22 protein-coding genes and 1 tRNA gene are annotated in these 22,683 nt (G+C 69.7%); 11 read left to right on the top strand and 12 right to left on the bottom strand.

Annotation, left to right across the window (positions count from 1 at the left end; translation table 11 throughout):
* Window positions 1-33: 33 nt before the first annotated feature.
* Window positions 34-1,302 carry an ABC transporter permease gene (locus AOP72_RS00890; protein ID WP_062131099.1) on the bottom strand — a complete coding sequence of 423 codons (1,269 nt, stop codon included), beginning with the start codon at window positions 1,300-1,302 and terminating at the stop codon, window positions 34-36.
* Window positions 1,299-2,237, bottom strand: a complete 939-nt coding sequence (locus tag AOP72_RS00885; RefSeq protein ID WP_062131096.1) for an ABC transporter ATP-binding protein — start codon at window positions 2,235-2,237, stop codon at window positions 1,299-1,301. The genes AOP72_RS00890 and AOP72_RS00885 overlap by 4 nt, the downstream gene beginning before the upstream one ends.
* 195 nt (window positions 2,238-2,432) lie before the next feature.
* Here AOP72_RS00885 and AOP72_RS00880 point away from each other — a divergent pair, with 195 nt between their 5' ends.
* Window positions 2,433-2,972 carry a TetR/AcrR family transcriptional regulator gene (locus AOP72_RS00880; protein ID WP_062131093.1) on the top strand — a complete coding sequence of 180 codons (540 nt, stop codon included), beginning with the start codon at window positions 2,433-2,435 and terminating at the stop codon, window positions 2,970-2,972.
* 6 nt (window positions 2,973-2,978) lie between these two features.
* Here the strand turns inward: AOP72_RS00880 and AOP72_RS00875 are convergent, their stop codons facing one another.
* A complete protein-coding gene (locus AOP72_RS00875) occupies window positions 2,979-4,493 on the bottom strand; it encodes a carboxylesterase/lipase family protein (RefSeq protein WP_062131090.1) in 1,515 nt (504 codons plus the stop codon).
* Window positions 4,494-4,757: 264 nt separating this feature from the next.
* Here AOP72_RS00875 and AOP72_RS00870 point away from each other — a divergent pair, with 264 nt between their 5' ends.
* Together AOP72_RS00870 and AOP72_RS00865 are read left to right on the top strand one after the other, a co-directional pair.
* Window positions 4,758-6,029: an aspartate kinase gene (locus AOP72_RS00870; RefSeq protein ID WP_062131087.1), complete on the top strand. Its 1,272-nt coding sequence runs from the start codon at window positions 4,758-4,760 to the stop codon at window positions 6,027-6,029.
* A complete protein-coding gene (locus AOP72_RS00865; RefSeq protein ID WP_062131085.1) occupies window positions 6,026-7,072 on the top strand; it encodes an aspartate-semialdehyde dehydrogenase in 1,047 nt (348 codons plus the stop codon). Before AOP72_RS00870 ends, AOP72_RS00865 begins: the two co-directional genes overlap by 4 nt.
* A 2-nt stretch (window positions 7,073-7,074) precedes the next feature.
* Here AOP72_RS00865 and AOP72_RS00860 read toward each other — a convergent pair whose 3' ends face one another.
* Together AOP72_RS00860 and AOP72_RS00855 are read right to left on the bottom strand one after the other, a co-directional pair.
* Window positions 7,075-8,718 carry an L-lactate permease gene (locus AOP72_RS00860; RefSeq protein ID WP_062131082.1) on the bottom strand — a complete coding sequence of 548 codons (1,644 nt, stop codon included), beginning with the start codon at window positions 8,716-8,718 and terminating at the stop codon, window positions 7,075-7,077.
* Window positions 8,719-8,828: 110 nt separating this feature from the next.
* Complete coding sequence (locus AOP72_RS00855; RefSeq protein WP_062131079.1) at window positions 8,829-10,025, bottom strand: ROK family protein; 1,197 nt, start codon at window positions 10,023-10,025, stop codon at window positions 8,829-8,831.
* A 120-nt stretch (window positions 10,026-10,145) separates the two neighbouring features.
* On the opposite strand from AOP72_RS00855, the gene xylA reads away from it, so the two are divergent.
* Together xylA and xylB are read left to right on the top strand one after the other, a co-directional pair.
* Entirely contained in the window at window positions 10,146-11,336 is a 1,191-nt protein-coding gene (gene xylA / locus AOP72_RS00850) for a xylose isomerase (protein WP_062131076.1), read from the top strand.
* Window positions 11,337-11,443: 107 nt separating this feature from the next.
* Window positions 11,444-12,865: a xylulokinase gene (gene xylB / locus AOP72_RS00845; protein ID WP_062131073.1), complete on the top strand. Its 1,422-nt coding sequence runs from the start codon at window positions 11,444-11,446 to the stop codon at window positions 12,863-12,865.
* Between the two features lie 31 nt (window positions 12,866-12,896).
* Here xylB and AOP72_RS00840 read toward each other — a convergent pair whose 3' ends face one another.
* From AOP72_RS00840 to AOP72_RS00820, 4 genes are all read right to left on the bottom strand, one after another.
* The gene (locus AOP72_RS00840) at window positions 12,897-13,457 is read right to left on the bottom strand and encodes an SRPBCC family protein (protein WP_152650199.1); all 561 of its coding nucleotides are present in this window, start codon (window positions 13,455-13,457) and stop codon (window positions 12,897-12,899) included.
* Between the two features lie 259 nt (window positions 13,458-13,716).
* A tRNA-Pro gene (locus AOP72_RS00830) sits at window positions 13,717-13,793 on the bottom strand.
* A 70-nt stretch (window positions 13,794-13,863) separates the two neighbouring features.
* On the bottom strand, window positions 13,864-14,775 hold the full coding sequence (locus tag AOP72_RS00825) for a metallophosphoesterase (protein WP_062131064.1): 912 nt from the start codon (window positions 14,773-14,775) through the stop codon (window positions 13,864-13,866).
* Between the two features lie 8 nt (window positions 14,776-14,783).
* Window positions 14,784-17,459, bottom strand: a complete 2,676-nt coding sequence (locus AOP72_RS00820; RefSeq protein WP_084631073.1) for a transglycosylase domain-containing protein — start codon at window positions 17,457-17,459, stop codon at window positions 14,784-14,786.
* Between the two features lie 97 nt (window positions 17,460-17,556).
* Between AOP72_RS00820 and sp36 the strand changes: the two genes are divergently transcribed.
* Window positions 17,557-17,709 (top strand): Sp36 family protein, encoded by a 153-nt coding sequence (sp36, locus tag AOP72_RS13145; RefSeq protein WP_084631071.1) that lies wholly within the window; start codon window positions 17,557-17,559, stop codon window positions 17,707-17,709.
* On the top strand, window positions 17,706-18,179 hold the full coding sequence (locus tag AOP72_RS00815) for a RidA family protein (protein WP_062131060.1): 474 nt from the start codon (window positions 17,706-17,708) through the stop codon (window positions 18,177-18,179). The genes sp36 and AOP72_RS00815 overlap by 4 nt, the downstream gene beginning before the upstream one ends.
* Window positions 18,180-18,203: 24 nt before the next feature.
* On the opposite strand, the gene AOP72_RS00810 is transcribed toward AOP72_RS00815, so the two are convergent.
* Both AOP72_RS00810 and AOP72_RS00805 read right to left on the bottom strand, forming a co-directional pair.
* Window positions 18,204-18,896 (bottom strand): Crp/Fnr family transcriptional regulator, encoded by a 693-nt coding sequence (locus tag AOP72_RS00810; protein WP_062136611.1) that lies wholly within the window; start codon window positions 18,894-18,896, stop codon window positions 18,204-18,206.
* A complete protein-coding gene (locus tag AOP72_RS00805) occupies window positions 18,889-19,302 on the bottom strand; it encodes a hypothetical protein (protein ID WP_152650198.1) in 414 nt (137 codons plus the stop codon). The genes AOP72_RS00810 and AOP72_RS00805 overlap by 8 nt, the downstream gene beginning before the upstream one ends.
* 100 nt (window positions 19,303-19,402) lie before the next feature.
* On the opposite strand from AOP72_RS00805, the gene nth reads away from it, so the two are divergent.
* The gene (nth, locus tag AOP72_RS00800) at window positions 19,403-20,116 is read left to right on the top strand and encodes an endonuclease III (protein ID WP_062131056.1); all 714 of its coding nucleotides are present in this window, start codon (window positions 19,403-19,405) and stop codon (window positions 20,114-20,116) included.
* Here the strand turns inward: nth and AOP72_RS00795 are convergent.
* The gene (locus AOP72_RS00795) at window positions 20,113-20,832 is read right to left on the bottom strand and encodes a winged helix family transcriptional regulator (RefSeq protein WP_062131054.1); all 720 of its coding nucleotides are present in this window, start codon (window positions 20,830-20,832) and stop codon (window positions 20,113-20,115) included. The two genes, nth and AOP72_RS00795, sit on opposite strands and share 4 nt — an antisense overlap.
* Before the next feature lie 55 nt (window positions 20,833-20,887).
* Between AOP72_RS00795 and AOP72_RS00790 the strand changes: the two genes are divergently transcribed.
* The 3 genes from AOP72_RS00790 to AOP72_RS00780 are packed head-to-tail and all read left to right on the top strand — an operon-like array spanning window position 20,888 to window position 22,550.
* Complete coding sequence (locus AOP72_RS00790) at window positions 20,888-21,622, top strand: hypothetical protein (protein WP_062131050.1); 735 nt, start codon at window positions 20,888-20,890, stop codon at window positions 21,620-21,622.
* Window positions 21,623-21,644: 22 nt separating this feature from the next.
* Window positions 21,645-22,079 (top strand): thioredoxin family protein, encoded by a 435-nt coding sequence (locus AOP72_RS00785; protein WP_202965629.1) that lies wholly within the window; start codon window positions 21,645-21,647, stop codon window positions 22,077-22,079.
* 30 nt (window positions 22,080-22,109) lie between these two features.
* Window positions 22,110-22,550, top strand: coding sequence for a DUF4395 domain-containing protein (locus AOP72_RS00780; protein ID WP_062131047.1), 441 nt, complete (start codon window positions 22,110-22,112; stop codon window positions 22,548-22,550).
* The last annotated feature ends 133 nt before the right edge of the window (window positions 22,551-22,683 follow it).

The following is a 22,683-nucleotide window of genomic DNA, read 5'->3' as shown; positions in this document are numbered from 1 at the left end:
CAGTGCACAGGCGACGGCCGATGCGGTCGCGCGCTAAGCGACCCGCGTACCGGTGCGGAGCTTCTTGTAGGGCACGCGCAGCCGCCGAATCACGACGACTGTCGAGCCCATCAACAGGGCGCCGATGACCGCGAGTCCCAGCCACGGAGCGCGGTCGAGATTGGCGCGCTGCTGCTCATACGCCGCAGAGCGCGCCTCCTGCTCGGCCCACTCGGCTTCCATCTCCTCTTGCGTCTGCTCTTCGACCGCCTGTCCATCGCCGAACAGTTGAGCGCACTCGTCGAACGGCTCGTAGTCGTTGACGTCCTCGAGGGGCCCGAGCCGGGCTCCCGCGACCAGCGAGTGCATCGTGGCGAAGGCCCCGGGAGCCGCGCGCCCGTCCCTCTCGTAGGTCTCGGGGTCCACGATGGGCGCGGTCTCGCCGATCATCACCACCGGGTTGAGCAGCAGGATCCAGGCGATCTTCTGGGTCTGCGTGACGCCGTAGGTCCACTCCTGGTCAACGCACTGGTAGTCGTTCGGGTCGAGCGCGGTGTAGTCACCCGTCATGTACGCGTCGTCGAGCGCCTCCGACTGCTCGGGGGTCAGGGTCTCCCAGTCGATGTACCGATCGCTCTGCGTGACCGTGTCCGTCACCACGGTTCCCACCAATGCGTAGACCACGAGGGTGCCGATCGCGAAGAACCCCGTCGTGAGGTGCGCGAGGGACACGGACGCCACTGCCCTGGCAGCGATGGAGGACCAGGCGAGGCCCACCGCGGTGAACGCGAGGACCACGAAGAGGATCGCGAGCACTGTCAGCGCGAGCTCGTCGATTCGCCATCCGGACTTCAGGTAGGCGAACACCAGGAACGGCGAGAGCGCGAGCAGCGCGGCCACCGACACCAGCCAGGAGGACAGCAGCTTGCCGATGGCGATGTCGCCAGCGGTCAGGTGCGTCATCTGCAGTGGCGCGAGCACTCCCTCGCCGGAGTCGCCGTTGATGGCGGTCGCGGACAGAGATGGCGCGATGAGGGTGCCGATGCCAAGAATCAAGATCAGCGCCAACTCGAGGTTGGTCGACGACAGTTCGGAGGGCGACAGCACCGCAGACAGGATGCAGATTCCCACCGCGATCGCGAACACGATGCCGTAGAAGACGTACCCCTTGGTGCTGGGGCGGCGGCGGCGCAGCTCGATACGGGTCACAAGCCGGACACCCCGGAACGTGGGGAGCCACGGATTGCCCCTGCGGGCGGGCGGCGAGACGGGCACGTCACTCAGTGGCGTGGCTCGGTACTGCTCCTCGACATCGGTGCTCATCGCCGCTCCTCATTCATCGCCATGTACGTCTGCTCAAGGGCCGATCCCACAGGTCCGAACCGGTGCACCTCAACCCCGCGTCCGACCAGCCACCCCAGTGCCCGCGCCGCATTCGCCTCGTCTGCGATGCGCGTGATCGCTCCGGTCTCGGTGGGCTCGAAGTCGACGCCGCCCTCGATCAGCGCCGCGCGGAGCGCAGCAGGATCGAGCGCATCGATGCGGTACTTGAGCCGAGCGTCAGCGACCATCGCGGCCGCGTCCGCGCCGAGAGTGCGGCCCTTCGACATGAAGATGGCGTCATCGACCATGGCGTCGAGCTCGGCGAGCACATGACTCGAGACCAACACCGCGCGACCCTCGGCAGCCAGCTCGCGGACCAGCAGCCGGAGGTCCACCCGTGACCGCGGGTCGAGGCCGTTGGCCGGCTCGTCCAGCAGCAGCACCTGGGGGTCATGGACCAGGGCGCGGGCGAGCGACAGCCGCTGCTTCTGACCGCGGGACAGGACTCGAGCTGGCCGGTTGGCGAACTCTCCCAGGTGCACGCGCTCCAGAAGGGCGGCGCCTCTGGAGCGGGCGGCGGTCCGAGGGATCCGGTAGGCCTCTCCCATCAGGGTCAGCGTCTGCAGGCAGGTGAGGTTGTCCCACGACCCGAGTTGGTCTGGCATCCAGCCGATGGCGGCGCGCACGGCGGCGGCGTCGGTCCGTGGGTCGGCTCCTGCCACCGTGATCTCGCCGGCATCGGGCCGCAGCAGCCCCGAAAGCATCAGCATCAGGGTGGTCTTGCCACACCCGTTGGGTCCGATGAGTGCGGTCACCTTGCCGTGGGACACCGAAAGATTCGCGGCCTCGACCGCACGAACCGATCCGAAGGACCGCTCCACTCCTCGCGCCGTGATGGCCCCCGTGATCGGAGGCGCCTCGTCCATGATGGTCATTCCACTCCTTGAGCAGTTGGGATGGCGCTTCGACGCGCCGCGTGCCATCGGGACCACCCTGGCACAGCCCGTCACCTGCGGATATGAGGGAAACCCCTGATTCTTGGCGTGTCGGGAACCTCAAGGCGGCAACGACGCCGGATACTAGTGAGCGAACTCACTGTTTCCACCGCGCTATCGATTCGAGGAGCCGCCATGCCCCGTCCCGCAAGCGACAAGCGCGAGCGCCTCACGCAGGCTGCGATCAGTCTCGCCCGCACTCATGGACTGGAGGCCACCACCCTGGCCGCGATCGCGACCGAGGCCGGCGTTGCCCAGGGCTCCGTCTACTACTACTTCAAGACCAAGGCGGACATCGCCCAAGCCGTGGCGGACGGTGTGGCCGAGTCCCTCGCGTCAGCACGAACCGGGCTCGGACCCGAGCCCACCGACGCCCTCGTCGGCTTCCTTGGTGCGTACGTGGACGACTCCGCCGCCATCTGTGCGCACGGATCTCTGCTCGCCACCGCATCGGCCGGGACCGGCAGCGACCGCGCGCACCGGGAGGCCATCGACTGGCTCGCCGCGCGCTTCGAAGAGCTGGGCTTCGCCGCCGAGGCCGCCCATGCCCGTGCTGTCCACCTCCTCGCGGGCATTGAGGGTGGGGCCGCATTGGCGCGTGCATTGGATGACCCGTCGCCGCTCGAGAGGGAGGCCACTCACCTGGGGCGCTGGGTGGCGAACGCCTCCGCCTGACCGGGCTCAGTCAGGCAGCGGTCGCGCGAGCGCCTCGGACCAGATGCGCCGCTCGAGGTCGTATGCGGGCGCCGTGCGCCGCCGGCCGTCCGCGCCGTACACGATGGCGCGGTGGTCGGGCGCATGGCGAGGGGCGTCGAGAGCGCCGTCGCGCACCAGCGCGAGCCAGTCCGCGTGCACCGCGTCCGCGAGCGCCTGCGGTGGGTCCTCACCCACGGCGTGCGGCACGCCCTCGGCATCCAGGATGTCGAAGCCGAACGGCACGTCGACGCAGTGTGCCGCGCCGGTGGCGGCATCGGAGCGCGACTCCCAGCGAAAGTCGTAGGCCCATGTGGGCCCGTCACCGCGCAGCGCGGCCCAGCCGGCCGTGGGCGCACGGAAGATCGCGTCTGACAGCACCTGCCCCAGCGCCCACTCCGCGCCGCGGTCGGGTTCTCGCGCGGCCATGGCGAAGGCCAGGTCCCGCGGGACGCCGGCGTCGCGGAGGAGCTCGACAGCGTCCACCTCTGGCCGGCCTGATGTCGCTCCGACGAGCGCCTCGTTGAACTCGTGAGCAGTCGAGCCGATCAGGAGGGGCTTGCCGGCGCCCACGCCCGCACGGATCCCCTCTGTCACCGACTGGGGCACCAGATCGCCATCCACGACCGGAGCGAAGGGAAGGGGCTCTGCCGAACGGGGCAGCAGGACGGCGATCGGATCGGCCGGCTGCGGATTCGCCGCGCCGAGGGCGCGGAACACCGTGACCTCGTCGACCGTGCTGATCCCCGCCACGTCCGGCGAGACGCCGAGCGATCGCGCCACCGCCTGCCCGGCCCGGCGCGCGCGGTCCAGGGTCGGCGACGCATCCGCCGGAGAGATCGCCATCGCCCGGGCGAACAGGTGCTCGGCGGCGGGAAGAGTGAGCAGCCGCATCACGGCGGCAGCACCGGCGCTCTGGCCGGCGATGGTGACGCGGCTCGGATCGCCACCGAAAGCGGCCACGTTGCGCTGGATCCACTCGAGGCCCGCGATCCAGTCGAGCACCCCACGGTGGGGGGCGGCATCCTCCATCCAACCGAAGCCCTCGAACCCCAAGCGGTACGACAGCGTCGCGGTGACCACGCCGTCACGCGCAAAGGACTCCCCCACGTACCAGGGGCTGGCCGGGGACCCGGCGACGAAGCCGCCGCCGTGGATCCACACCAGCACCGGGAGCCCGGCCGACGGCGACGGGTCGGGAGTCGTGATGTTGACGGACAGCACGTCCTCGCCGGAGATGGACGGCTCGGGGATGCGTGGCGGGTCATACGGGGACTCGCGTTGCGGCGTCGGCCCGAAGTCGCCCGCGTCCCGCACTCCGTCCCACCCCGGCGCGGGGACAGGTGCGGCGAAGCGCAGGCTGCCCACGGGCGGTGCCGCATACGGAATGCCCCTGAACGTGGCATACCGTGCGGTGACTCCCCGCGCGTCCGTGCGAGAGCGCCAGCGGCCGCGCAGTCGACCGGCGGTGGTGGTCACGATCGGATCGTCGGTGAGGCGCACGCGCTCATGCTATCCGCGAGTCCCGCTTGCGCATCGGCCGGCCGGACACTGTGCCTCATCACGCCCTCCGACAGTACGAACCCACCGGTGCAGCGACACGCCGCTGCCACCGATCGTGGAGCCGTTCCTCACGGCGTGTCGGGATGCTGGGGGTTCGTACTGTCGCGGAGGCGTGCACGAATAGGCGAATGCCCGCCGCTTCACTAGAATGAGGCCCCGTGCCCGGGCACGGGCATCCCACACTGACACTCCTGGAGTTCCCGCATGCCTCTCGTGGTGCAGAAGTACGGAGGATCCTCCGTCTCGGACGCCGATGCGCTCAAGCGCGTCGCGCGCCGCATCGTGGAGACGCGCCGCGCGGGCAACGACGTCGTGGTCGCCGTGTCCGCGATGGGCGACACCACTGACGAACTGATCGACCTCGCCAACGCGGTGAGCACCGACCCCGCCCCCCGTGAGATGGACATCCTCCTGACCGCCGGGGAGCGCATCTCGATGGCGCTGCTGGCGATGGCGATCCGCGAGATGGGCGTGGGAGCTCAGGCGTTCACCGGGCCTCAGGCCGGGGTCATCACCACCGAGCACCACGGCCGCGCCCGCATCATCGACGTCGCGCCCGGCCGCCTGCAGAAGGCGGTCGATGACGGGGACGTCGCGATCGTCGCCGGCTTCCAGGGGCTGCACCCGGACACCCAGGACGTCACCACGCTCGGCAGGGGCGGCTCCGACACCACCGCCGTGGCCCTCGCCGCCGCGCTCGGCGCGGACGTGTGCGAGATCTACACCGACGTCGACGGCGTGTTCACCGCAGACCCGCGCATCGTGCCATCCGCCCGCAAGCTCGACCGCGTCTCGTACGACGAGATGCTCGACCTGGCCGCCTCTGGCGCCAAGGTCCTCATGCCGCGGTGCGTCGAGTACGCGCGGCGATTCGACGTGCCGATCCACGTGCGCTCGTCCTTCTCAGGCCTTGAGGGGACCTGGGTGACGGGGGACACTGACGAAGGAGACGAGATGGAAGACCCGATCATCGCAGGCGTCGCACACGACCGCTCCGAGGCCAAGATCACGGTCATCGGAGTGCCGGACGTGCCCGGCTCCGCCGCGCGCCTGTTCGAGGCCGTGGCGCGCGCCGACGTCAACATCGACATGATCGTCCAGAACGTCTCGGCGATCGTCACGGGCGTCACCGACATCTCCTTCACGCTTCCCGCCGAGTCGATCCCGCGTGCGACCAGCGCGATCGAGGCCGACCGCGACGCCATCGGCTACGCCGAGCTGCGCACCGACGACACCATCGGCAAGATCTCACTGATCGGAGCGGGCATGCGGTCCAACTCCGGCGTCAGTGCCAAGTTCTTCGCGGCTCTGAGGGACGCGGGCGTCAACATCGAGATGATCTCGACCTCCGACATCCGCATCTCCGTGGTGACCCGCTCCGAGACTCTCGACGACGCCGTGCGCGCCGTCCACACCGCATTCGAACTGGACTCGACCGACGGCGAAGCCGTGGTCTACGGAGGGAGCGGACGATGACCCTGACCATTGCCATCGTGGGCGCCACCGGACAGGTGGGCACCGTCATGCGCGAGCTCGTGGCCGAGCGCTTCCCCGAGGCGACGGTGCGCCTGTTCGCGTCGTCCCGCTCGGCGGGCAAGGTCCTCGAGCACCGCGGCAAGGACGTCACCGTCGAGGACATCGCCTCGGGCGACTACGCCGGCATCGACATCGCGATCTTCTCCGCGGGCGGCGGTCCCTCGAAGGAGTACGCGCCCCGGTTCGCCGCGGCGGGCGCCGTCGTGGTGGACAACTCGAGCGCCTGGCGCATGGACCCCGAGGTGCCGCTGGTGGTCTCCGAGGTCAACCCCGAGGCGCTGAACGACATCCCCAAGGGAATCGTCGCCAACCCCAACTGCACCACCATGGCCGCCATGCCCACCCTCAAGGCGCTGCACGCCGAGGCTGGCCTGGTGCGCCTGATCGTCTCGACCTACCAGGCCGTCTCCGGCTCTGGAGTCGCCGGCGTCGAGGAGCTGGGCTCGCAGGTGCGCGCGGTCGCGGACAAGGCCGATGCGCTGGCGAGGGATGGGCGCTCCGTGGACTTCCCCGCGCCCTCGGTCTACACCGACACCATCGCGTTCAACGTGCTGCCGCTCGCGGGCGGCCTTCTGGACGACGGCTCGAACGAGACCGTGGAGGAGCGCAAGCTCGTCGACGAGTCGCGCAAGATCCTCGGGCTCCCCGAACTGCGGGTGAGCGGCACCTGCGTGCGGGTGCCGGTGTACTCCGGCCACTCGCTGTCCGTGAACGCCGAGTTCTCGTCTCCCCTGTCACCCGAGCGGGCATACGAGGTGCTCAACGGTGCGCCCGGCGTGGTCGTCGACGAGGTGCCCACGCCCCTCAAGGCCGCCGGCGCGGACCCGACCTACGTGGGCCGCATCCGCCAGGACCACGGAGTCGATGACGGCCGTGGGCTCGCACTGTTCATCGTGGGCGACAACCTGCGCAAGGGCGCCGCGCTCAACGCGGTGCAGATCGCGGAGCTGCTCGCGGCACGCTTGACTGCCGACAAGCCCTGACGCTAGACGATCACCCAGGCCATCGCGCCGATGATCGCCAGGCAGACGGCCGCGATCGGCAGCGCCCGCGTCAGCACCTGACCCTCGCGGCCGGACAGCCCGACGGTGGCGGCCGCAGCGACCACGTTGTGAGGGCAGATGAGATTGCCGATGGCGGCACCTGCGCCCTGCGCACCCATCAGCGGCACGGGATCGAGGCCTGCCGAGCGCGCGGTCTGGTCCTGGAACTCGGTGAACAGGATGTTCGACGCGGTCGCCGACCCGGTCATGAAGGTGCCCAGGGCCCCCACGAACGGGGACAGCACCGGCCAGGCCGCGCCGGCTCCTGCGGCCGCCACCGCGAGCTGCGTGGTCATGCCGGACTCGGACATGGTGAACGCGACCGTCACCATCGCGACCAGCGCGACGAACACCGGGATCACCTGGTAGGTGGCCTTCTCGAATGCGAGCCCGACGTCTCTCGCCGCCGAGTGCTGCCATAGCGCGCCCGCCACGAAGGACAGAAGGAGCAGCAGCCCCGGGTGGTACAGCGGCTGGATGCTCTCCGAGAAGTGTCCGAACAGCTCCCAGCGCACCTCCCACGACTGAGCCGCCTCGCGCACCGGCGCGACGAGGCGCGTGACCAGCACCAACGCGACGAGCACCAGGTACGGAGCGGTCGCCGCGAGCACGCTCATGCGAGGCTCGCGGCGCACGGTGCGGACGGGCATCGACTGGCCGCCCCGCGCATCGGCCGCACGCAGCTCCTCGGAGCGCTCGATCGCCTCCTCGGCACTCTCGCGGACCCGCTCCTCGGCGGCGATCTCGTCGTCGTCGAGAGGAGGACCCGACCCGGTCGCATCCGCGCGCATGCGTCGGTTGACGGCCCACCGCACAGCGAGGATGAACACCACCGCGCCGCCGATCGCTCCCACGAGCGACGGCAGCTCCGGCCCCACGAACCGCGCGATCAGCAGGTTCGGCGCGAAGAACGCGGCGTACGCGACGGCCATCCACGTCCAGGGCGGGCCCGCCGTCGGCAGCAGGGTGCCCACGAGTCGGGCAACCACGAACGCCAGCACGAGCCCGACGACGGCCATGTATGGCGCGACGGCCCATGACAGCTCGCGAGGTCCGTAGTCGACGATCGCGAGCTGCGCGAGAGTGGGGGTTCCCACCGCAGCGAACGGCACCGCAGAGGCGTGCCCCACCATGGCCGCCACCACGGCCGTCACGGGCTTGAAGCCCGCCGCGACGAGGAAGGGCGCCGCGAGCGCCACCGGGGTGCCGAATCCCGCCGCGCCTTCGATGAGCAGGCAGAAGAACCACACGATCAGCAGCGCCGCGACGCGCGGGTCCGGGGTGATCCGCGCCAGCCCCGCCTCCAACGTGGCGGTCGCCCCCGTGCGCTGCTGCAGGTGATGGATGCCGAGCGCCGGGCCGATGATCAGCATCACGGTGAACGCCACCCATGCCGCGCGCGCGAGCACCCCGATGACTCCCTCGAGCGGGTCGAACAGGCCGTCCTGCCCGAACTCGAAGGCCGTCAGGGCGAGGATGATCGCGCCGAAGGCCGCCGTCGCGCCCGCGAGCGAGGCCGACCACTTGGCGCCGACCATCAGGATCAGGATCGCGGCGACCGGCAGCGCTGCGAGTGCGGTCAGCACCTCGACCTCGCACCTGTGCGACTGGCTGTCATGCTCCCAGGGTGCCAGACGAACGGCCGATGCGCGGGAGCGTCAGAAGGCTTCGCCCCCGGTGCGCGGTGGGGGACGAGTCAGCGCTCGCCGAGCGGATCTGCCAGCAGTGACGCGAACGCGAGCTCGGCCGCACCCACCATGAGCAGGTCATCTCGAAGGGCCGCGCGCTCGATGCGGAGGTCGTCGGCCAGCGGTGAGAAGGCATGTGCCGCGACGGCTGCTTCGAGCCGCTCCGTGCGCAGGGCGCCCAGCGTCCCCAGGAACCCGCCAAGGATGACGGACTCCGGGTTGAAGACCGAGACGAAGGAGGCGATGGCGCGCGCCAGGATGTCGACCTGGCGGTCGATCTCATCGCTGAGCGCCGGCGGAAGAACGCCCGCGAGCGCCGCGTCGAGGTCGTCGTGGTTGAGCGGCCTGTCCCCCGCCGCGGCCTCGAGCCGCTGCAGGTTGACCTCCGTCTCCAAGCATCCCGAGCGGCCGCAGTGACAGTCCTCCCCGCCAGGAGTGACGAGAGTGTGGCCGAGCTCGCCGGCGAAGCCGTCCGCACCTCTGAGCACGGCGCCGGCCACGAGCACGCCGCCGCCGATGCCCGAGGTCGAGCCGTTCAGGTAGATGAGGTCGGAGCGTTCGCGTCCGGCACCGAAGAGGGTCTCTGCGGCGAGCGCCGTGTTGGCGTCGTTGTCGACCGCTGCCGGAACGCCGAACGCCTCCGCGTATGCGGCCGCGACGGGCTCGTCCCTCCACAACAGGTGCGGCGCACGCGTGACGACGCCTTCGGAGGTGCGCACGAGTCCGGGCACCGCGAGCCCTACCCCCACGACGCGCAGGTCCACCGGGGCCCCCGCCGTCAGGTCCGCGACGGCCGTCCGCACACGATCCACACTGGCGTCAACGCTGGGGACGCCGGCGAGAGCGATGCGCCTGCGCCCATGGACCACGCCGCCGAGCCCCACGAGGCCCACGAGGATCGCGTCGACGTCGGGGTTGACGGCGATGGCGGCGACGCGCGAGTCGGGGCGGATGATCGGGCTGGGACGGCCCACCGTGCCGGTGGCCGGGGCGGTCTCCTCGACGAGTCCCGCCGTTGCCAGGTCGGCCACGAGCGCACCGATCGTGGAGCGATTCAGTCCGGTCAGGCGGGTGAGCTCCGCCCGCGACGCCGAGCGTCGGTGGTGAACCAGCGACAGGAGGGTGGACAGATTGTGGCGGCGAGTCGACTCGTTGCGACTGCCCCGTCCGGCCGCGAGGGGGCGGGGTGGTGTCGCCTCGGTCATCTGCGCGCCTCCGTGTCGGTTCGATCGGGATCAGTCCGACCCACATTTTGACAGGTCCCCACCCCGCCGATTATGTTGGAGTCAACAACCTAACAGATCGACGATGATCGGAGCATCACCATGGCCCCCACCCCTACGCGCGAGGACAAGTTCTCGTTCGGCCTCTGGACCCTTGGATGGGAAGCACAGGACCCCTTCGGCCCTGCCACCCGCCCCCGCCTGGACACCGTTGAAGCCATCCACGGACTGGCCGAGGCCGGCGCCTGGGGCATCACCTTCCACGACGACGACGTCTTCCCGTTCGGCTCCTCGGACGCCGACCGCACCAAGGCGATCGACGACCTCAAGGGCGCATGCTCGGAGACGGGCATCGTCGTCGAGATGGTCACCACCAACCTCTTCTCGCACCCCGTCTTCAAGGACGGCGGCTTCACCTCGAACGACCGCGGCGTGCGTCGCTTCGCCATGCGTAAGGTGCTGCGCAACATCGACCTGGCCGCAGAGCTGGGTGCGAAGACCTTCGTGATGTGGGGCGGGCGCGAGGGCGCGGAGTACGACTCGGCCAAGGATGTGGGCGCCGCACTCGAGCGCTACCGCGAGGCTGTCAACGTGCTCGGCGACTACGTCACCGACAAGGGCTACGACATCAAGTTCGCGATCGAGCCCAAGCCCAACGAACCCCGCGGCGACATCCTGCTGCCCACGGTGGGTCACGCGCTCGCGTTCATCAACTCGCTCGAGCGTCCGGAACTCGTGGGCCTCAACCCCGAGGTGGGTCACGAGCAGATGGCCGGGCTGAACTTCACCGCCGGCATCGCCCAGGCGCTGTACCACGGCAAGCTGTTCCACATCGACCTGAACGGCCAGCGCGGCATCAAGTACGACCAGGACCTGGTGTTCGGTCACGGCGACCTGCACAACGCCTTCTCGCTGGTGGACCTGCTCGAGCACGGCGGCCCCAACGGCGGCCCGGGCTACGACGGTCCTCGTCACTTCGACTACAAGCCCTCGCGCACCGAGGACAAGAAGGGCGTCTGGGAGTCCGTGCGCGCCAACATGTCGATGTACCTCCTCCTCAAGGAGCGCGCAGCCGCGTTCCGTGCAGACCCCGAGGTGCAGGAGGCGCTCACCGAGGCGCGCGTGTACGAGCTCGGCCAGCCCACCATGGGCGAGGGCGAGACCTACGACGGCCTTCTCGCCGACCGTTCGGCATACGAGGACTTCAACGCCGACGAGTACTTCGGCGGCAAGGGCTTCGGCTTCGTCCGTCTGCAGCAGCTGGCCTCCGAGCACCTGATGGGCGCTCGCTGACCGCACGGTACGACGACCACCATGATTGACCGGTGCGCCCGCCCCCTCGCCCTGCGCGGCGGGGGCGGGCGCTCCGTCTTCTCTCCTCCCCGACGAAAGGACGCGCGATGACGCTCGTTGCCGGTATCGACTCCTCGACCCAGAGCTGCAAGGTGGTCGTCCGCGACCTCGATTCCGGGGATGTGGTGCGGTCAGGACGCGCCTCGCACCCCGACGGCACCGAGGTGCCGCCCGTCGCGTGGTGGGAGGCACTCAGGGCCGCACTGGACGATGCCGGTGGCCTTGACGACGTCGCCGCCCTCTCCGTGGGTGGTCAGCAGCACGGGATGGTCGCGCTCGACGCTGACGGCCGCGTCGTTCGGGATGCACTGCTGTGGAACGACACCCGCTCCGCGGGCGCGGCCAGGGACCTCATCTCCGAGTTCGGCGCCGCCGCCCTGGCGGATCGCACCGGCTTGGTCCCCGTCGCCTCCTTCACGTCGACCAAGCTGCGCTGGCTGCGCGACGCGGAGCCCGAGAACGCCGCCCGGGTCGCGGCGGTCGCGCTCCCCCACGATTGGCTCACGTGGCGTCTGCGCGGCTACGGCCCTGCAGAGGACAGCCCCTTGGGCCCGGTCCTCGACGAGCTGACGACGGACCGCTCTGACGCGTCCGGCACCGGTTACTGGAGCCCCGCGACCGGCGAGTACGATCGCGAGCTGTTGATCGCTGCACTCGGCCACGACGCAGTGCTGCCGCGCGTCCTCGGTCCCGGCGATGCCGCGGGTCGTGGGGTCGCGGGCTACTCCGCGACGGCCGATGCGGTCGTGGGCCCGGGCGCAGGAGATAACGCTGGAGCGGCGCTCGGACTGGGCGCGGGCGAGGGCGATGCCGTCGTGTCGATCGGCACCTCCGGCACCGTCTTCGCCGTGACCCCCGTCGCGGCCCGCGACGAGTCGGGTTCGGTGGCCGGCTTCGCCGACGCCTCTGGCGCGTATCTGCCGCTCGTGGCGACCCTCAACGCCGCTCGCGTGCTGGACGCGTTCGCCCGGGTGCTCGGCGTCGATCACGACGAGCTCGGCACGCTGGCGCTCGCCGCGGAGCCCGGCGCCGGCGGCGCCGTGCTGGTGCCGTACTTCGAAGGCGAGCGCACCCCCAACCTCCCCGACGCGACCGCGACCCTGTCCGGTCTCACGCTGGCCTCCACAACCCGTGAGAACCTCGCCCGTGCCTCGGTCGAAGGCATGCTGTGCGCCCTGGCCGACGGCGTCGACGCGGTGCGTCGTCAGGGGCTCGAGCCCAAGCGACTGATGCTGGTCGGCGGTGCCGCACAGAACCCCGCCGTCCAGGCCATCGCGGCCCAGGTGTTCGACGTTCCCGTGGAGATCCCCGAGCCGGCCGAGTACGTCGCGCTGGGGGCCGCGGTCCAGGCCGCGTGGGCACTCACGGGCGAGCGTCCTGCGTGGGAGGTGCGGACCGTCGCGACTCCCGCGCCCGACCACCGCCCCGTCATCCGCGAGCAGTACCGCGCGGCCACCGCTGCCTCCTGACTCCTCACTCCCCACACGCCCCATCCCCGCCTTAGCGCCCTATCGGGCGCTCAGTGTCGGGTGTGGGGCCTGCAGGGATCCTGACGGGCGCTGAATGTCGCGCCTCGACACGCAGCTTGCTCGCGCGGTCGACAGCGGCGCAGCCGTTCTCTTGCGGCCCGTAAGCCATGAGCCACATGAACGGCCTCACGAATGCGCACGAGAAGGTCCCGGTGAGCGCGAAACACGTGGAGCCGTCCGGGTGGGTGCTGAGCGCGAAGGAGCCCTCGCCAGCCGCGAGCCGCGCGCCGATGAGCGCCGCGCTCCACTGCAGTGCCTCTCCGGGGGTGGTGGGATCCGCGCCGCGCTCGCCCCCGTGGGAGAGCGCAAGGACGAAGCCGTCGCCCGGCGCCGGGACTGTGGTGGCGGCGTGGCGGCGAACGGGGCGTTCGGTCGCCCAGTCGCGGTAGGCGCGAGACATCGACCGGATCGCGTCGAGGCCGGATCGACCCACGGCGGCTCGGGACAGCACCTCTCGGATCTCACGCGTGGACTGACGGACCACGTCTCTGCGCAGACCGGCCAACCAGTCGATGTGCGTGTCCAGCAGCACCTGCCGACAGCGAGTCGCCTACGATGACGGCCGGCCCGCCCAGCTCGGCGATCAACGCCGGCACCTCGCCAGCAGTCGAGACGTCTCCGTAGGCCGTGAAGATCGTGTCGCTCTCTCCGTGCCCGCGCAGGTCCGTCGTGGCGACGGCGTCGCCTGCCGCGACGAGCCGGGCCTGCGCCGCAACTGTCGTCAACGACATGCCGAATCCGGCCCCAGAAACAGAGAAAGGCCCCTCCCGAAGGAGGGGCCTCACTGCGAATGGTCGGGGTGACAGGATTTGAACCTGCGACCTCGTCGTCCCGAACGACGCGCGCTACCAAGCTGCGCCACACCCCGGTTTTTCAGCCGTGTCAGGATACCTGATGCGCGGGTCATGAACCTAACTGGCCCCAGGCCCTTCCACCCCTCAGCGCCCGCGCGGCATCAGCGTGAGCATGGTGACCTCGGGTCGGCACGCGAGCCGCACCGGCGTGAACGGCGAGGTGCCGACCCCCGCCGAGACGTGCAGCCACACACTCTCCAAGCCCCCGGGCGCATCGGGCCTCGGCCCCGGCCAGCCGTGCAGACCGCTGGCACGCGACGTGTCGAGGTCGCAGTTGGTGACGAGAGCCCCGTAGCCCGGCACCGCCACCTGCCCGCCGTGCGTGTGGCCCGCCAGCAGCACGGATGCGCCGTCATGTCGGAGGGCCTCGAGCGCTCGTACGTAGGGAGCGTGCGTGACGCCGATGCGTACGGCACCGGCGGCGTCCACCGCTGCGGGCAGCGCGTCACGGCCGAGGTGCGGATCGTCGAGCCCCACGAGGGCGATGCGCTGACCACCGATCTCGAGCTCGCCGCGAGCATTGTTCAGGTTCAGCCACCCCGCCGCAGTGAAGCCGGCGGTGAGCGACGCGGTGTCGAGCGGCGTCGCGTCGCCCTCCATCTCCGTCGGGCGCCGCAGGTACGTCAGCGGATTCTTGAGCCGTGGCGCGAAGTAGTCGTTGGACCCGTGTACGAAGACACCGGGGAACTCCAGCAGCGGCGCGAGTGCGTGGAGGGCCGTCGGCACTGCATCCGGATGGGCCAGGTTGTCCCCGGTGTCCACCACCAGATCCGGCCGGTACCGCGCCAGCGAGCGCACCCACTCCGCCCGGTGCGTGCTCCCCGGGGTCAGGTGCAGGTCCGAGAGGTGCAGGATGCGAAGCGGACGAGACCCCGGTTCGAGCACGGGCGCCGACACCTGGCGCACCGCGTACGAGCGTGCCTCGAGAAGGCTCCACGCCAGCACGCCAGCACCCACGGACGCGACCGCACCGGCGGCCTTGACCCACGTCGTCACCGCGTCACTCAGTCGTCATCGTTGGGGTTGCCGCCACCGTTGCCGCCACCGTTGTTGCCGCCACCGCCGACGGGGTTGCCGTCCGCGTCGAAGCCGGGGCAGGGCTGGTTGGTGTCCTCGTTGAAGACGTCGTCACCGGTGCACTGCGGCTCCCAACCGTTGGGCGGGTTCGACTCGAACTCCGCGGGCGGCCAACTCGAGCCCCAGTAGTCGTCGGGAGCCGTGTTGCGATCCCACCCGGACGGCCAGTTGTACCACCAGTCCGGATACGAGTCCGTGGCGACATAGACCGTCAGGGTGCCGCCCGGCGTCATCGTGCTCCCGGCCTGGGGCGACTGTGCCGCAATGGTGCCCGCCTCGTACTCATTGGAGAACACCGGCTCCTCGGAGACCCGGAACAGGAATCCCGCGTCGGTGGCCATGAATCGCGCCGAGTCCTCACTGCGCCCTCGCACGTCCGGCACCCGTACTGGCACGCCGTTGAGGATGTCCGAGGTGACGTCGGGGAAGCCGAGCACCTCCGCGCCCTCGAGCGAGCGTTCCATGAACGCCTCCCACGTGGGCAGTGCGAGAGTCGAGCCGTAGAAGTACCGCGCCCAGGTGTCGCCGATGGTCATGTTCTGCTGCTTGACGTCCCGGTCCGGGTGTCCGAGCCAGAACACCGACACCAGCTGCGGCGTGAAGCCCGCGAACCAGGTGTGGGTGTTGTCCTGGGCCGTGCCGGTCTTGCCTGCGGACGGCCGTCCGGCCAGCTGGTTGGTGCGCCCCGACCCATCGGTCATGACCTCTTGCAGCGCGTAGGTGACACCGTTCGCGACATCGGCATCGATCGCCTGACGGCAGTCCTCCTGGGGCACCGGCACCTCCGTGCCGTCAGGCTGGGTGATGGACAGGATCGCGATGGGCTCGCAGTGGATGCCCTCGTTCGCAAACGTCTGCATCACCTCGGCCATGGCCAGCGGGGATCCGTTCTGGGTTCCCAACGTGACCGACGGGCGGAGTTCGAACGGCTGGCCGTCGGCACGCTCGAAGCCCAGGCTCTGCGCCATCGTTCTGACATCGCACAGGTCGAGCTGGCTCGACATCGCGACGTACGCAGTGTTCACCGAGTTCGCGGTCGCCTGCAGTACTGACTGCGACCGCGCCCCCGTGTTTCCGGTGTTTCCCGGCTTCCACTTGTTGCCGTAGAACAGGACGGGGCCTTCGCAGGAGTCGACCCAGTCACCGTCGTCGTACTCCTGGATGTAACCAGGCACGATCTGGCGCAGTGAGTGTCCAGAGTTGAGCCATTCCGCGAGAATGATGGGCTTGAAGGTGGAGCCCGGCGAGAAGCCTCGCGAGCCGCCCATCTTGCGGTCGACGGCGTAGTTGATGGACGTCGAGTTCTCGGCCTCGGCGGCGGGATCGAACTCGCGGTTCTGCGCCATGGACAGCACCTGGCCGGTCTCCGGGTCGAGAGCGACCATTGCCATCGCGAAGCCCGTCGGGTCGTCCGGGGGGAGCGTGTTGCGCAGCTCCTCGTTCGCGATGCGCTGCTTCTTCACGTCGAGAGTGGTGACGATGTTCAGTCCGCCGGTGAGGAGCAGGTCGTAGCCCGACTGGCCATCGGCGTTGAACACCTCATCGAAACGGATGATCTTGGTCACGTAGTCGCAGAAGAACGGGGCATCCTGGGCCGCAGCGCAGGAGAACTTGGGCTGCGAGACGTTCAGCGTCTCCTCGACGGGGATCGCCTCGTACTCGTCGTACTCCGCCTCGGTGAGCATCCCCTGCTCCCGCATCACGTACAGCACGGTGTCGCGGCGCTCTTCAGCGTTCTCGTAGTTGTCGACGGGCCCATCGTCGCCCTGGAAGACGCGTGTGGGGTCGTGCTTCGTCGGGTTCTGGGTGATGCCGGCGATCGTGGCCGCCTCGATAGCGGTGAGCTCTTTCGCAGGCTTGGAGAAGAAGTACTGCGCGGCCGCCTCGACGCCGTAGATGTTGCTGCCGAACTGCGCGATGTTGAGGTACTGCTGGAGCACCTCTTCCTTTCCGCAATCCACGGCAGGGTTCTCGCCCGTGCAGTCGGTTCCGAGCTGGTTGTTGAGGTTCTCCTCGAACGCGAGCGCGAGGCGCCATTCGCGGATCTTGCGCGCCATGGACACCTCGGTCGCCTCCGCGAGGGCCTGTTCCTGCGCCTCCTGATCGTCCTCGTTCAGCGCCGCCTGCAGCAGCGTGTTCTTCACGAGCTGCTGCGTCAGGGTCGAGGCGCCAGGATTCTCGGGAGTGGTGAGGTTGCGGTACGCGGCGGCAACGATGCCCTCGCCATCCACGCCGTTGTGCGCCCAGAAACGCTTGTCCTCGATCGCCACCACGGCCTTCTGCATCCACGGCGAGATCTCTTCGAGAGGCACCACGACGCGGTTCTGGGAGTAGAACGTCGCGAGCAGGGTCTCGCCGTCGCGGGCGTAGATGTTGGACTGCTGGGGCAGGCGCGGGTTCGCCAAGTCGTCAGGGAGATCCTCGAAGAGCTCAGCCGACCCGTTGGCCGCAGAGCCGGCGACCGTCGCCACGGGGAGCGCGATGCCGGCGATGAGGAAGCCGCCGATCACGGAGAACGCGATGAACATGAGGAGCGCGGCAAGCAGCTGCACCAGTGTCACCTGGCCGTCACGGCGCGCTCGACTCGAAGAAAGGATTCCCATATACCAACCTTACGTCCCGCGTGCGAGGCGCACACGTCCCATGGTCAACGCTCCACATGCCCCAAGCGTTGCGGGCGGGGCGCGTTAGTCTCATCACATGACTGCATGGGAATACGCGACCGTACCGCTGATCGACCACGTGACCAAGCAAATCCTGGATCAGTGGGGGGAGGACGGCTGGGAACTGGTGCAGGTCGTCACCGGTCCCACGGGCGGCCTCGTCGCGTACCTGAAGCGCCCCAAGCCATGACCGCATCGGCGCGCATGAGGGAGCTGGGGCTCACGCTCCCGTCGGTGGCGACGCCGGTGGGCACCTACACGCCCGCGCGCCGCATCGGCGACCTCGTCTATACGTCTGGCCAGCTTCCCCTCGTGGACGGCGCGCTCGTCGCGACGGGGCTCGTCGGCCAGCGCGCCGGCGACGTGGGCCCGGAGCGCGCCGTGGAGTGCGCCCGCGCCGCAGTGCTGAACGCGCTCGCCGCCGTCGCCTCGGTGACGGACGGCATCGATTCCGTCCTGGGCATTGTGAAGATGACGGGGTTCGTGGCCTCCGCGCCGGGATTCACCGGTCAGCCCGCGGTCCTCAACGGAGCGAGTGCGATCCTCGCGGAGGTCTTCGGCGACCAGGGCCGCCATGCGAGATCTGCCGTGGGCGTCGCGGCGCTGCCACTCGGAGCGCCCGTCGAGATCGAGCTCATCGCGGAGCTGCGCGCGCTGTAGCGACGAACGCCAGGTCAAGCGGCCTCAGCGCGAGCGGGCACGCAGCCGCTCGGGCTCGAAGACCTCGACGGAACCGATGTGCACGTCGATCCAGCCGCGCGACGCGAAGTCGGCCAGCGCCTTGTTCACGGTCTCTCGCGAGGCGCCCACCAGCTGCGCGAGCTCCTCCTGCGTGAGTCCGTGGCGCACCGTGACGTGTCCGCGCTCCATGCGGCCGAACCGGTGGCCCAGGTCGAGGATCGCCTTGGCGACGCGACCAGGCACGTCGGAGAACACCAGGTCGGCCATCGTGTTGGAGATGCGGCGGATGCGCTGCGCCAGGGCGCGCATCAGGTGGCGAGACATCTCGAGATGATCGTCAAGCCACACGTCGAGGACGTCTTTGGGAAGCTCATAGACCACCGACTCCTCGACGGCGTGCGCGCGGGACAGCCGGGGACCGGGGTCGAAGACGGACAGCTCGCCCAGCATGTCGCCCACGCCGAGAAGGCCCAAGAGGTTCTCGCGGCCGTCACGCGCGGTGCGCGCCATCTTGACCTTGCCCTTGACGATCACGTAGAGCGCGTGACCATCGTCCCCCTCATTGAAGATCACATCGCCCTTGGCGAGCTCGAGCCGCTTCATCATCGTGATGAGCGAGCGTGCGGAGGCGCCGTCCATGCCGCCGAACAGCGGCGAGCTGCGCAGCAGCTGCTCCTCGCGGGGGGACTCACCCATGAGCGCCCCCACGGGTACGCGCGTCGACGCTGCGGGCGTCGCCCAGTGCTCTCACCATCTGCGCTGTCACCGTCTCCAGGTTCTCGCTGACACGTTCTTCGTAAGACTGTAGCCGGGCATCGAGCGAAGCCAGTGCCTCGACGCTCCTGGGAGTCGCAGACTCGGCGTCCGGCCAGATGGCATGGGACAGCTCCGGAGGCGTCGGCGCATCCGCAGCGAGAGCCTCCCAGGCCTCGTCCAACCCCAAGGTCTCGAGCTCGTGGACGTCGGCGAGCCGGGCGACCGAGAGGTCCATGCGGGCGCGCACCAGCCTGCGCCACCAGCGCACGCGGGCAAGCTCGCGGCGCATCTCGCGGCGCCGATGCCTGAGTTGGGCGACCTGCGGGTCTGCGTCGACGTGTGGCACGCGCACCTCCCAGGACCTCGTGGGTCGGCGCTGAGACGCTCCGACACGTTACCTATCGGCGTACGCGATGGGCGTCTTGAGCGTCGCCTAGGGTGAGTGCATGGCCTCTCGCACCCCTGTCACCGTGGCCAGCGCTGGCATGACCACGCCTCCGGTGGCCCTGACGAGGCGCGCCCGCACCATCAACCGTGCGCTGGCCGAGGTCTACCCCGACGCGCACTGCGAGCTCGACTACCGGACGCCGTTCCAGCTGCTGGTCGCCACCGTGCTGAGCGCACAATGCACCGATGTGCGAGTGAACCAGGTCACCCCCGCACTGTTCGCGCGCTATGGCGACCCGGCAGCCCTCGCCTCGGCGGACCGCACCGAGCTCGAGGAGCTGATCCGTCCCACCGGCTTCTACCGAGCGAAGGCAGAATCCCTGGTGGGACTCAGCCGAGACATCGTCGAGCGGTACGACGGCGAGGTGCCGGGACGACTCAGCGACCTCACCACCCTGCGGGGCGTGGGGCGGAAGACCGCGAACGTGGTGCTCGGCAACGCCTTCGGCGTCCCTGGCATCACCGTCGACACGCACATGGGCCGGCTCGCCCGGCGGCTGGGCCTCACGGTGAACGAGGACCCGGTGGCAGTGGAGCGCGACCTGATGGCGCTCCTCGAGCGGAGCGAGTGGACGCTGTGGTCGCACCGGGTGATCTTCCATGGACGGCGACGCTGCAAGGCGCGAAAGCCCGAGTGCGGCGCCTGCGAGATCGCGGCGCTGTGCCCCACGGCCCCGGGAACCCCCGTGCGCGAGGCGCTCCCGGCGCACTAGCGGGCGGGTTCCTTGTTCTCCGCGTCGGGAGCAGGCGGCTTGGGCTGCGGAGGGTCGAATCGATAGCCCACGTTGCGGACGGTGCCGATGAGGTGCTCGTGCTCCGGGCCGAGCTTGGCCCGCAGACGCCGCACATGGACGTCGACCGTGCGGGTTCCGCCGTAGTAGTCGAAGCCCCAGACCTCTTGAAGCAGCTGGTCACGGGTGTACACCCGGCCGGGGTGCTGCATCAGGTACTTCAAGAGCTCGAACTCCTTGTAGGTGAGGTCGAGCGGGACGCCCTTGAGCCGGGCCGTGTACCCGCCCACATCCACGATCAGGTCACCGGAGCTGAACTCGGCCGCCTTATCGAGGGGATCCTCACGGCCTGCGCGACTGACGAGCAGCCGGACACGCGCCTCGACCTCCGGTGGCGACGCGTCCGTGAGGACCACGTCGTCGGCACCCCAGTCGGCGTTGACGATCGACATCCCGCCCTCACGCAGCACGAGCAGCAGCGGCACCGAGATGCCGGTGACCTGCACCAGCCGGCAGTTGTTGCGTGCCTCCGCGAGATCGTGCCGCCCATCGACGATGATCACGTCCGCATCCATGGCGTCGAGCATCGCGGAGGGTTCCGGCGGGAGCACGCGAATGCGGTGCGACAACAGCCCGAGTGCAGGCAGGACGCCAGCAGACCCGTCCTCAGACGGGGTGAGCACGAGCAGGTCTGCCATCGCCACCTCCGAAGGCCTTTACTGTAGCGGCGCGAACAGTGAGACACTAACGCCCATGAATCCGACCACCCGGGCGACGATCACTGCCGTCGCAGCGTCGGTGGTCGCCGCGACGGGCTACCTCGGGACGAGGTACCTCGCGCTGGGGATCCTGGTCGTCGTGATTGCAGCCGCGATCGGTTGGCCCCTGCTGACCCGCGTCTCCCGTCCCTGGGTCAGCACCGCCATCATCGTGCTGGGCGGAACCGTGGCCCTCGTGGCCGTGCTGCTGGGACGCAACGAGCCCTACCTGCGGTACATGGTGGTCGCCGTCGCGGCAATCACTATCGCCTCGCTCCTGGCCGAGGTGGTCTTCCCCTCGTCCCCCGGTCGCGCCGTCACCTCGGTGGCCGCCACCGCATCGGGCGGTGCCGTGGCCGCTTCGGGTGCGGCCTGGGTCGCCTCGAACCGCACGCCAGGCGCGGAGGAGCTGGTGGTGCTCGGTGCGGCGACGCTCGCCGTGGCCGCAATCGCGTCCGTCCTCACTCATCACGCGACGGTCAACACCGTCTTCGCGCTGGTGCTCGGCACCGGCGCCGGGTTCGGCATGGGCTACATCTTCGACTCGATCCCTTGGTACGGCGGAATCCTCGTGGGCCTAGCCTCCGGTGCCTCCGTGGTGCTGCTGGCCGAGCTGTACCGACGCGAGCCACGGCCCCGCAACCCGTGGGCAGGAATAGCTTCGGGTGTCACGCCTGTTCTCGTGGCCGGGGTGCTGGTATACCTCGGCGGGCGCCTGCTCGTCGGTTAGCCCCAGGAAGAAGGCCACACACGTGCTCGAGCGGATCCTGCTCATCGTCGGGCTGCTCGCGATCGCGAGCGCCGGCTACTGGTGGTGGCAGCGCAGGCAGGGGCGAGTCCGCGAGGTGCATCGGGAAGGCGCACTGTCGTCGGAGACGCTCGGAGCCAAGCGTGGCTACCGTGCCACGTTCGTGCAGTTCTCCACGCCCATGTGCGCAAAGTGCCCCGGCACCGCGCGCCTGCTGACGGAAGTCGCTGCTGGCCACCGTCAGGTGGTGCACCTGGAGATCGACGCCTCAGAGCGACTGGACCTTGCGCGCGAACTGTCCGTGATGCGCACGCCTACCACCCTGGTCCTCGACGGCGATGGCGTCGTGGTGGCGCGCATGGATGGACCGCCCACGCGAGAGCAGGCAGAGGCCGCCCTCGCGACGGTGCCGCCGTCACGCCCCGACTACTCGATCTAGCCCCGCCCTAGACTCCCCTCAGGAGGACTCATGACTCAGGACATTCGCATCGACCCGCGCGGGTACCGGTTCGGCGCCGCGGTCACGCTCGCCGTGGCCCTCGTCGCGCTCATCCTCGGTGCAGGAACCGCCGGCACCATCGCGATCGGCGTGCTCGCCCTCATGTTCCTCCCGGGCGCCACGGCCGGCCCGCAGGCCACCGTGCAGGCCTGGCTGTTCAAGCGCCTGATCCGCCCCCGCATCGGCCCTCCGGCGGAGACGGAGTCGTTCCGCCCTCCCCGCTTCGCGCAGCAGATGGGCCTCGCGATGGCGGGTGCCGCACTGGTGTTCGGGCTTGTCGACGTCGCTGCCGGCTTCTACGTCTTCACCGCGCTGGTCACGGTGGCGTCGTTCCTCAACGCCGTGTTCGGCTTCTGCCTCGGATGCGAGATCTACCTATTGTTCAAGCGCACGACCACGCGAGCCGCCTGATCCCGTCCAGCGGTTGACCCACGGCGCCGGACCCGTGGGTAGACTCGAGACACTATGACTGGCCTCGAAATCGTCTTCACTGCACTCGCGGTGCTGGGCTTCGGCGCGACCGCGTGGATCACCGCGGTCATCG

The sequence above is a fragment of the Demequina aestuarii genome, assembly GCF_000975095.1.
GTDB lineage: Bacteria > Actinomycetota > Actinomycetes > Actinomycetales > Demequinaceae > Demequina > Demequina aestuarii.
The sequence above is the reverse complement of the archived record's forward strand: the minus strand, read 5'-3'. Positions and strand labels throughout refer to the sequence as shown.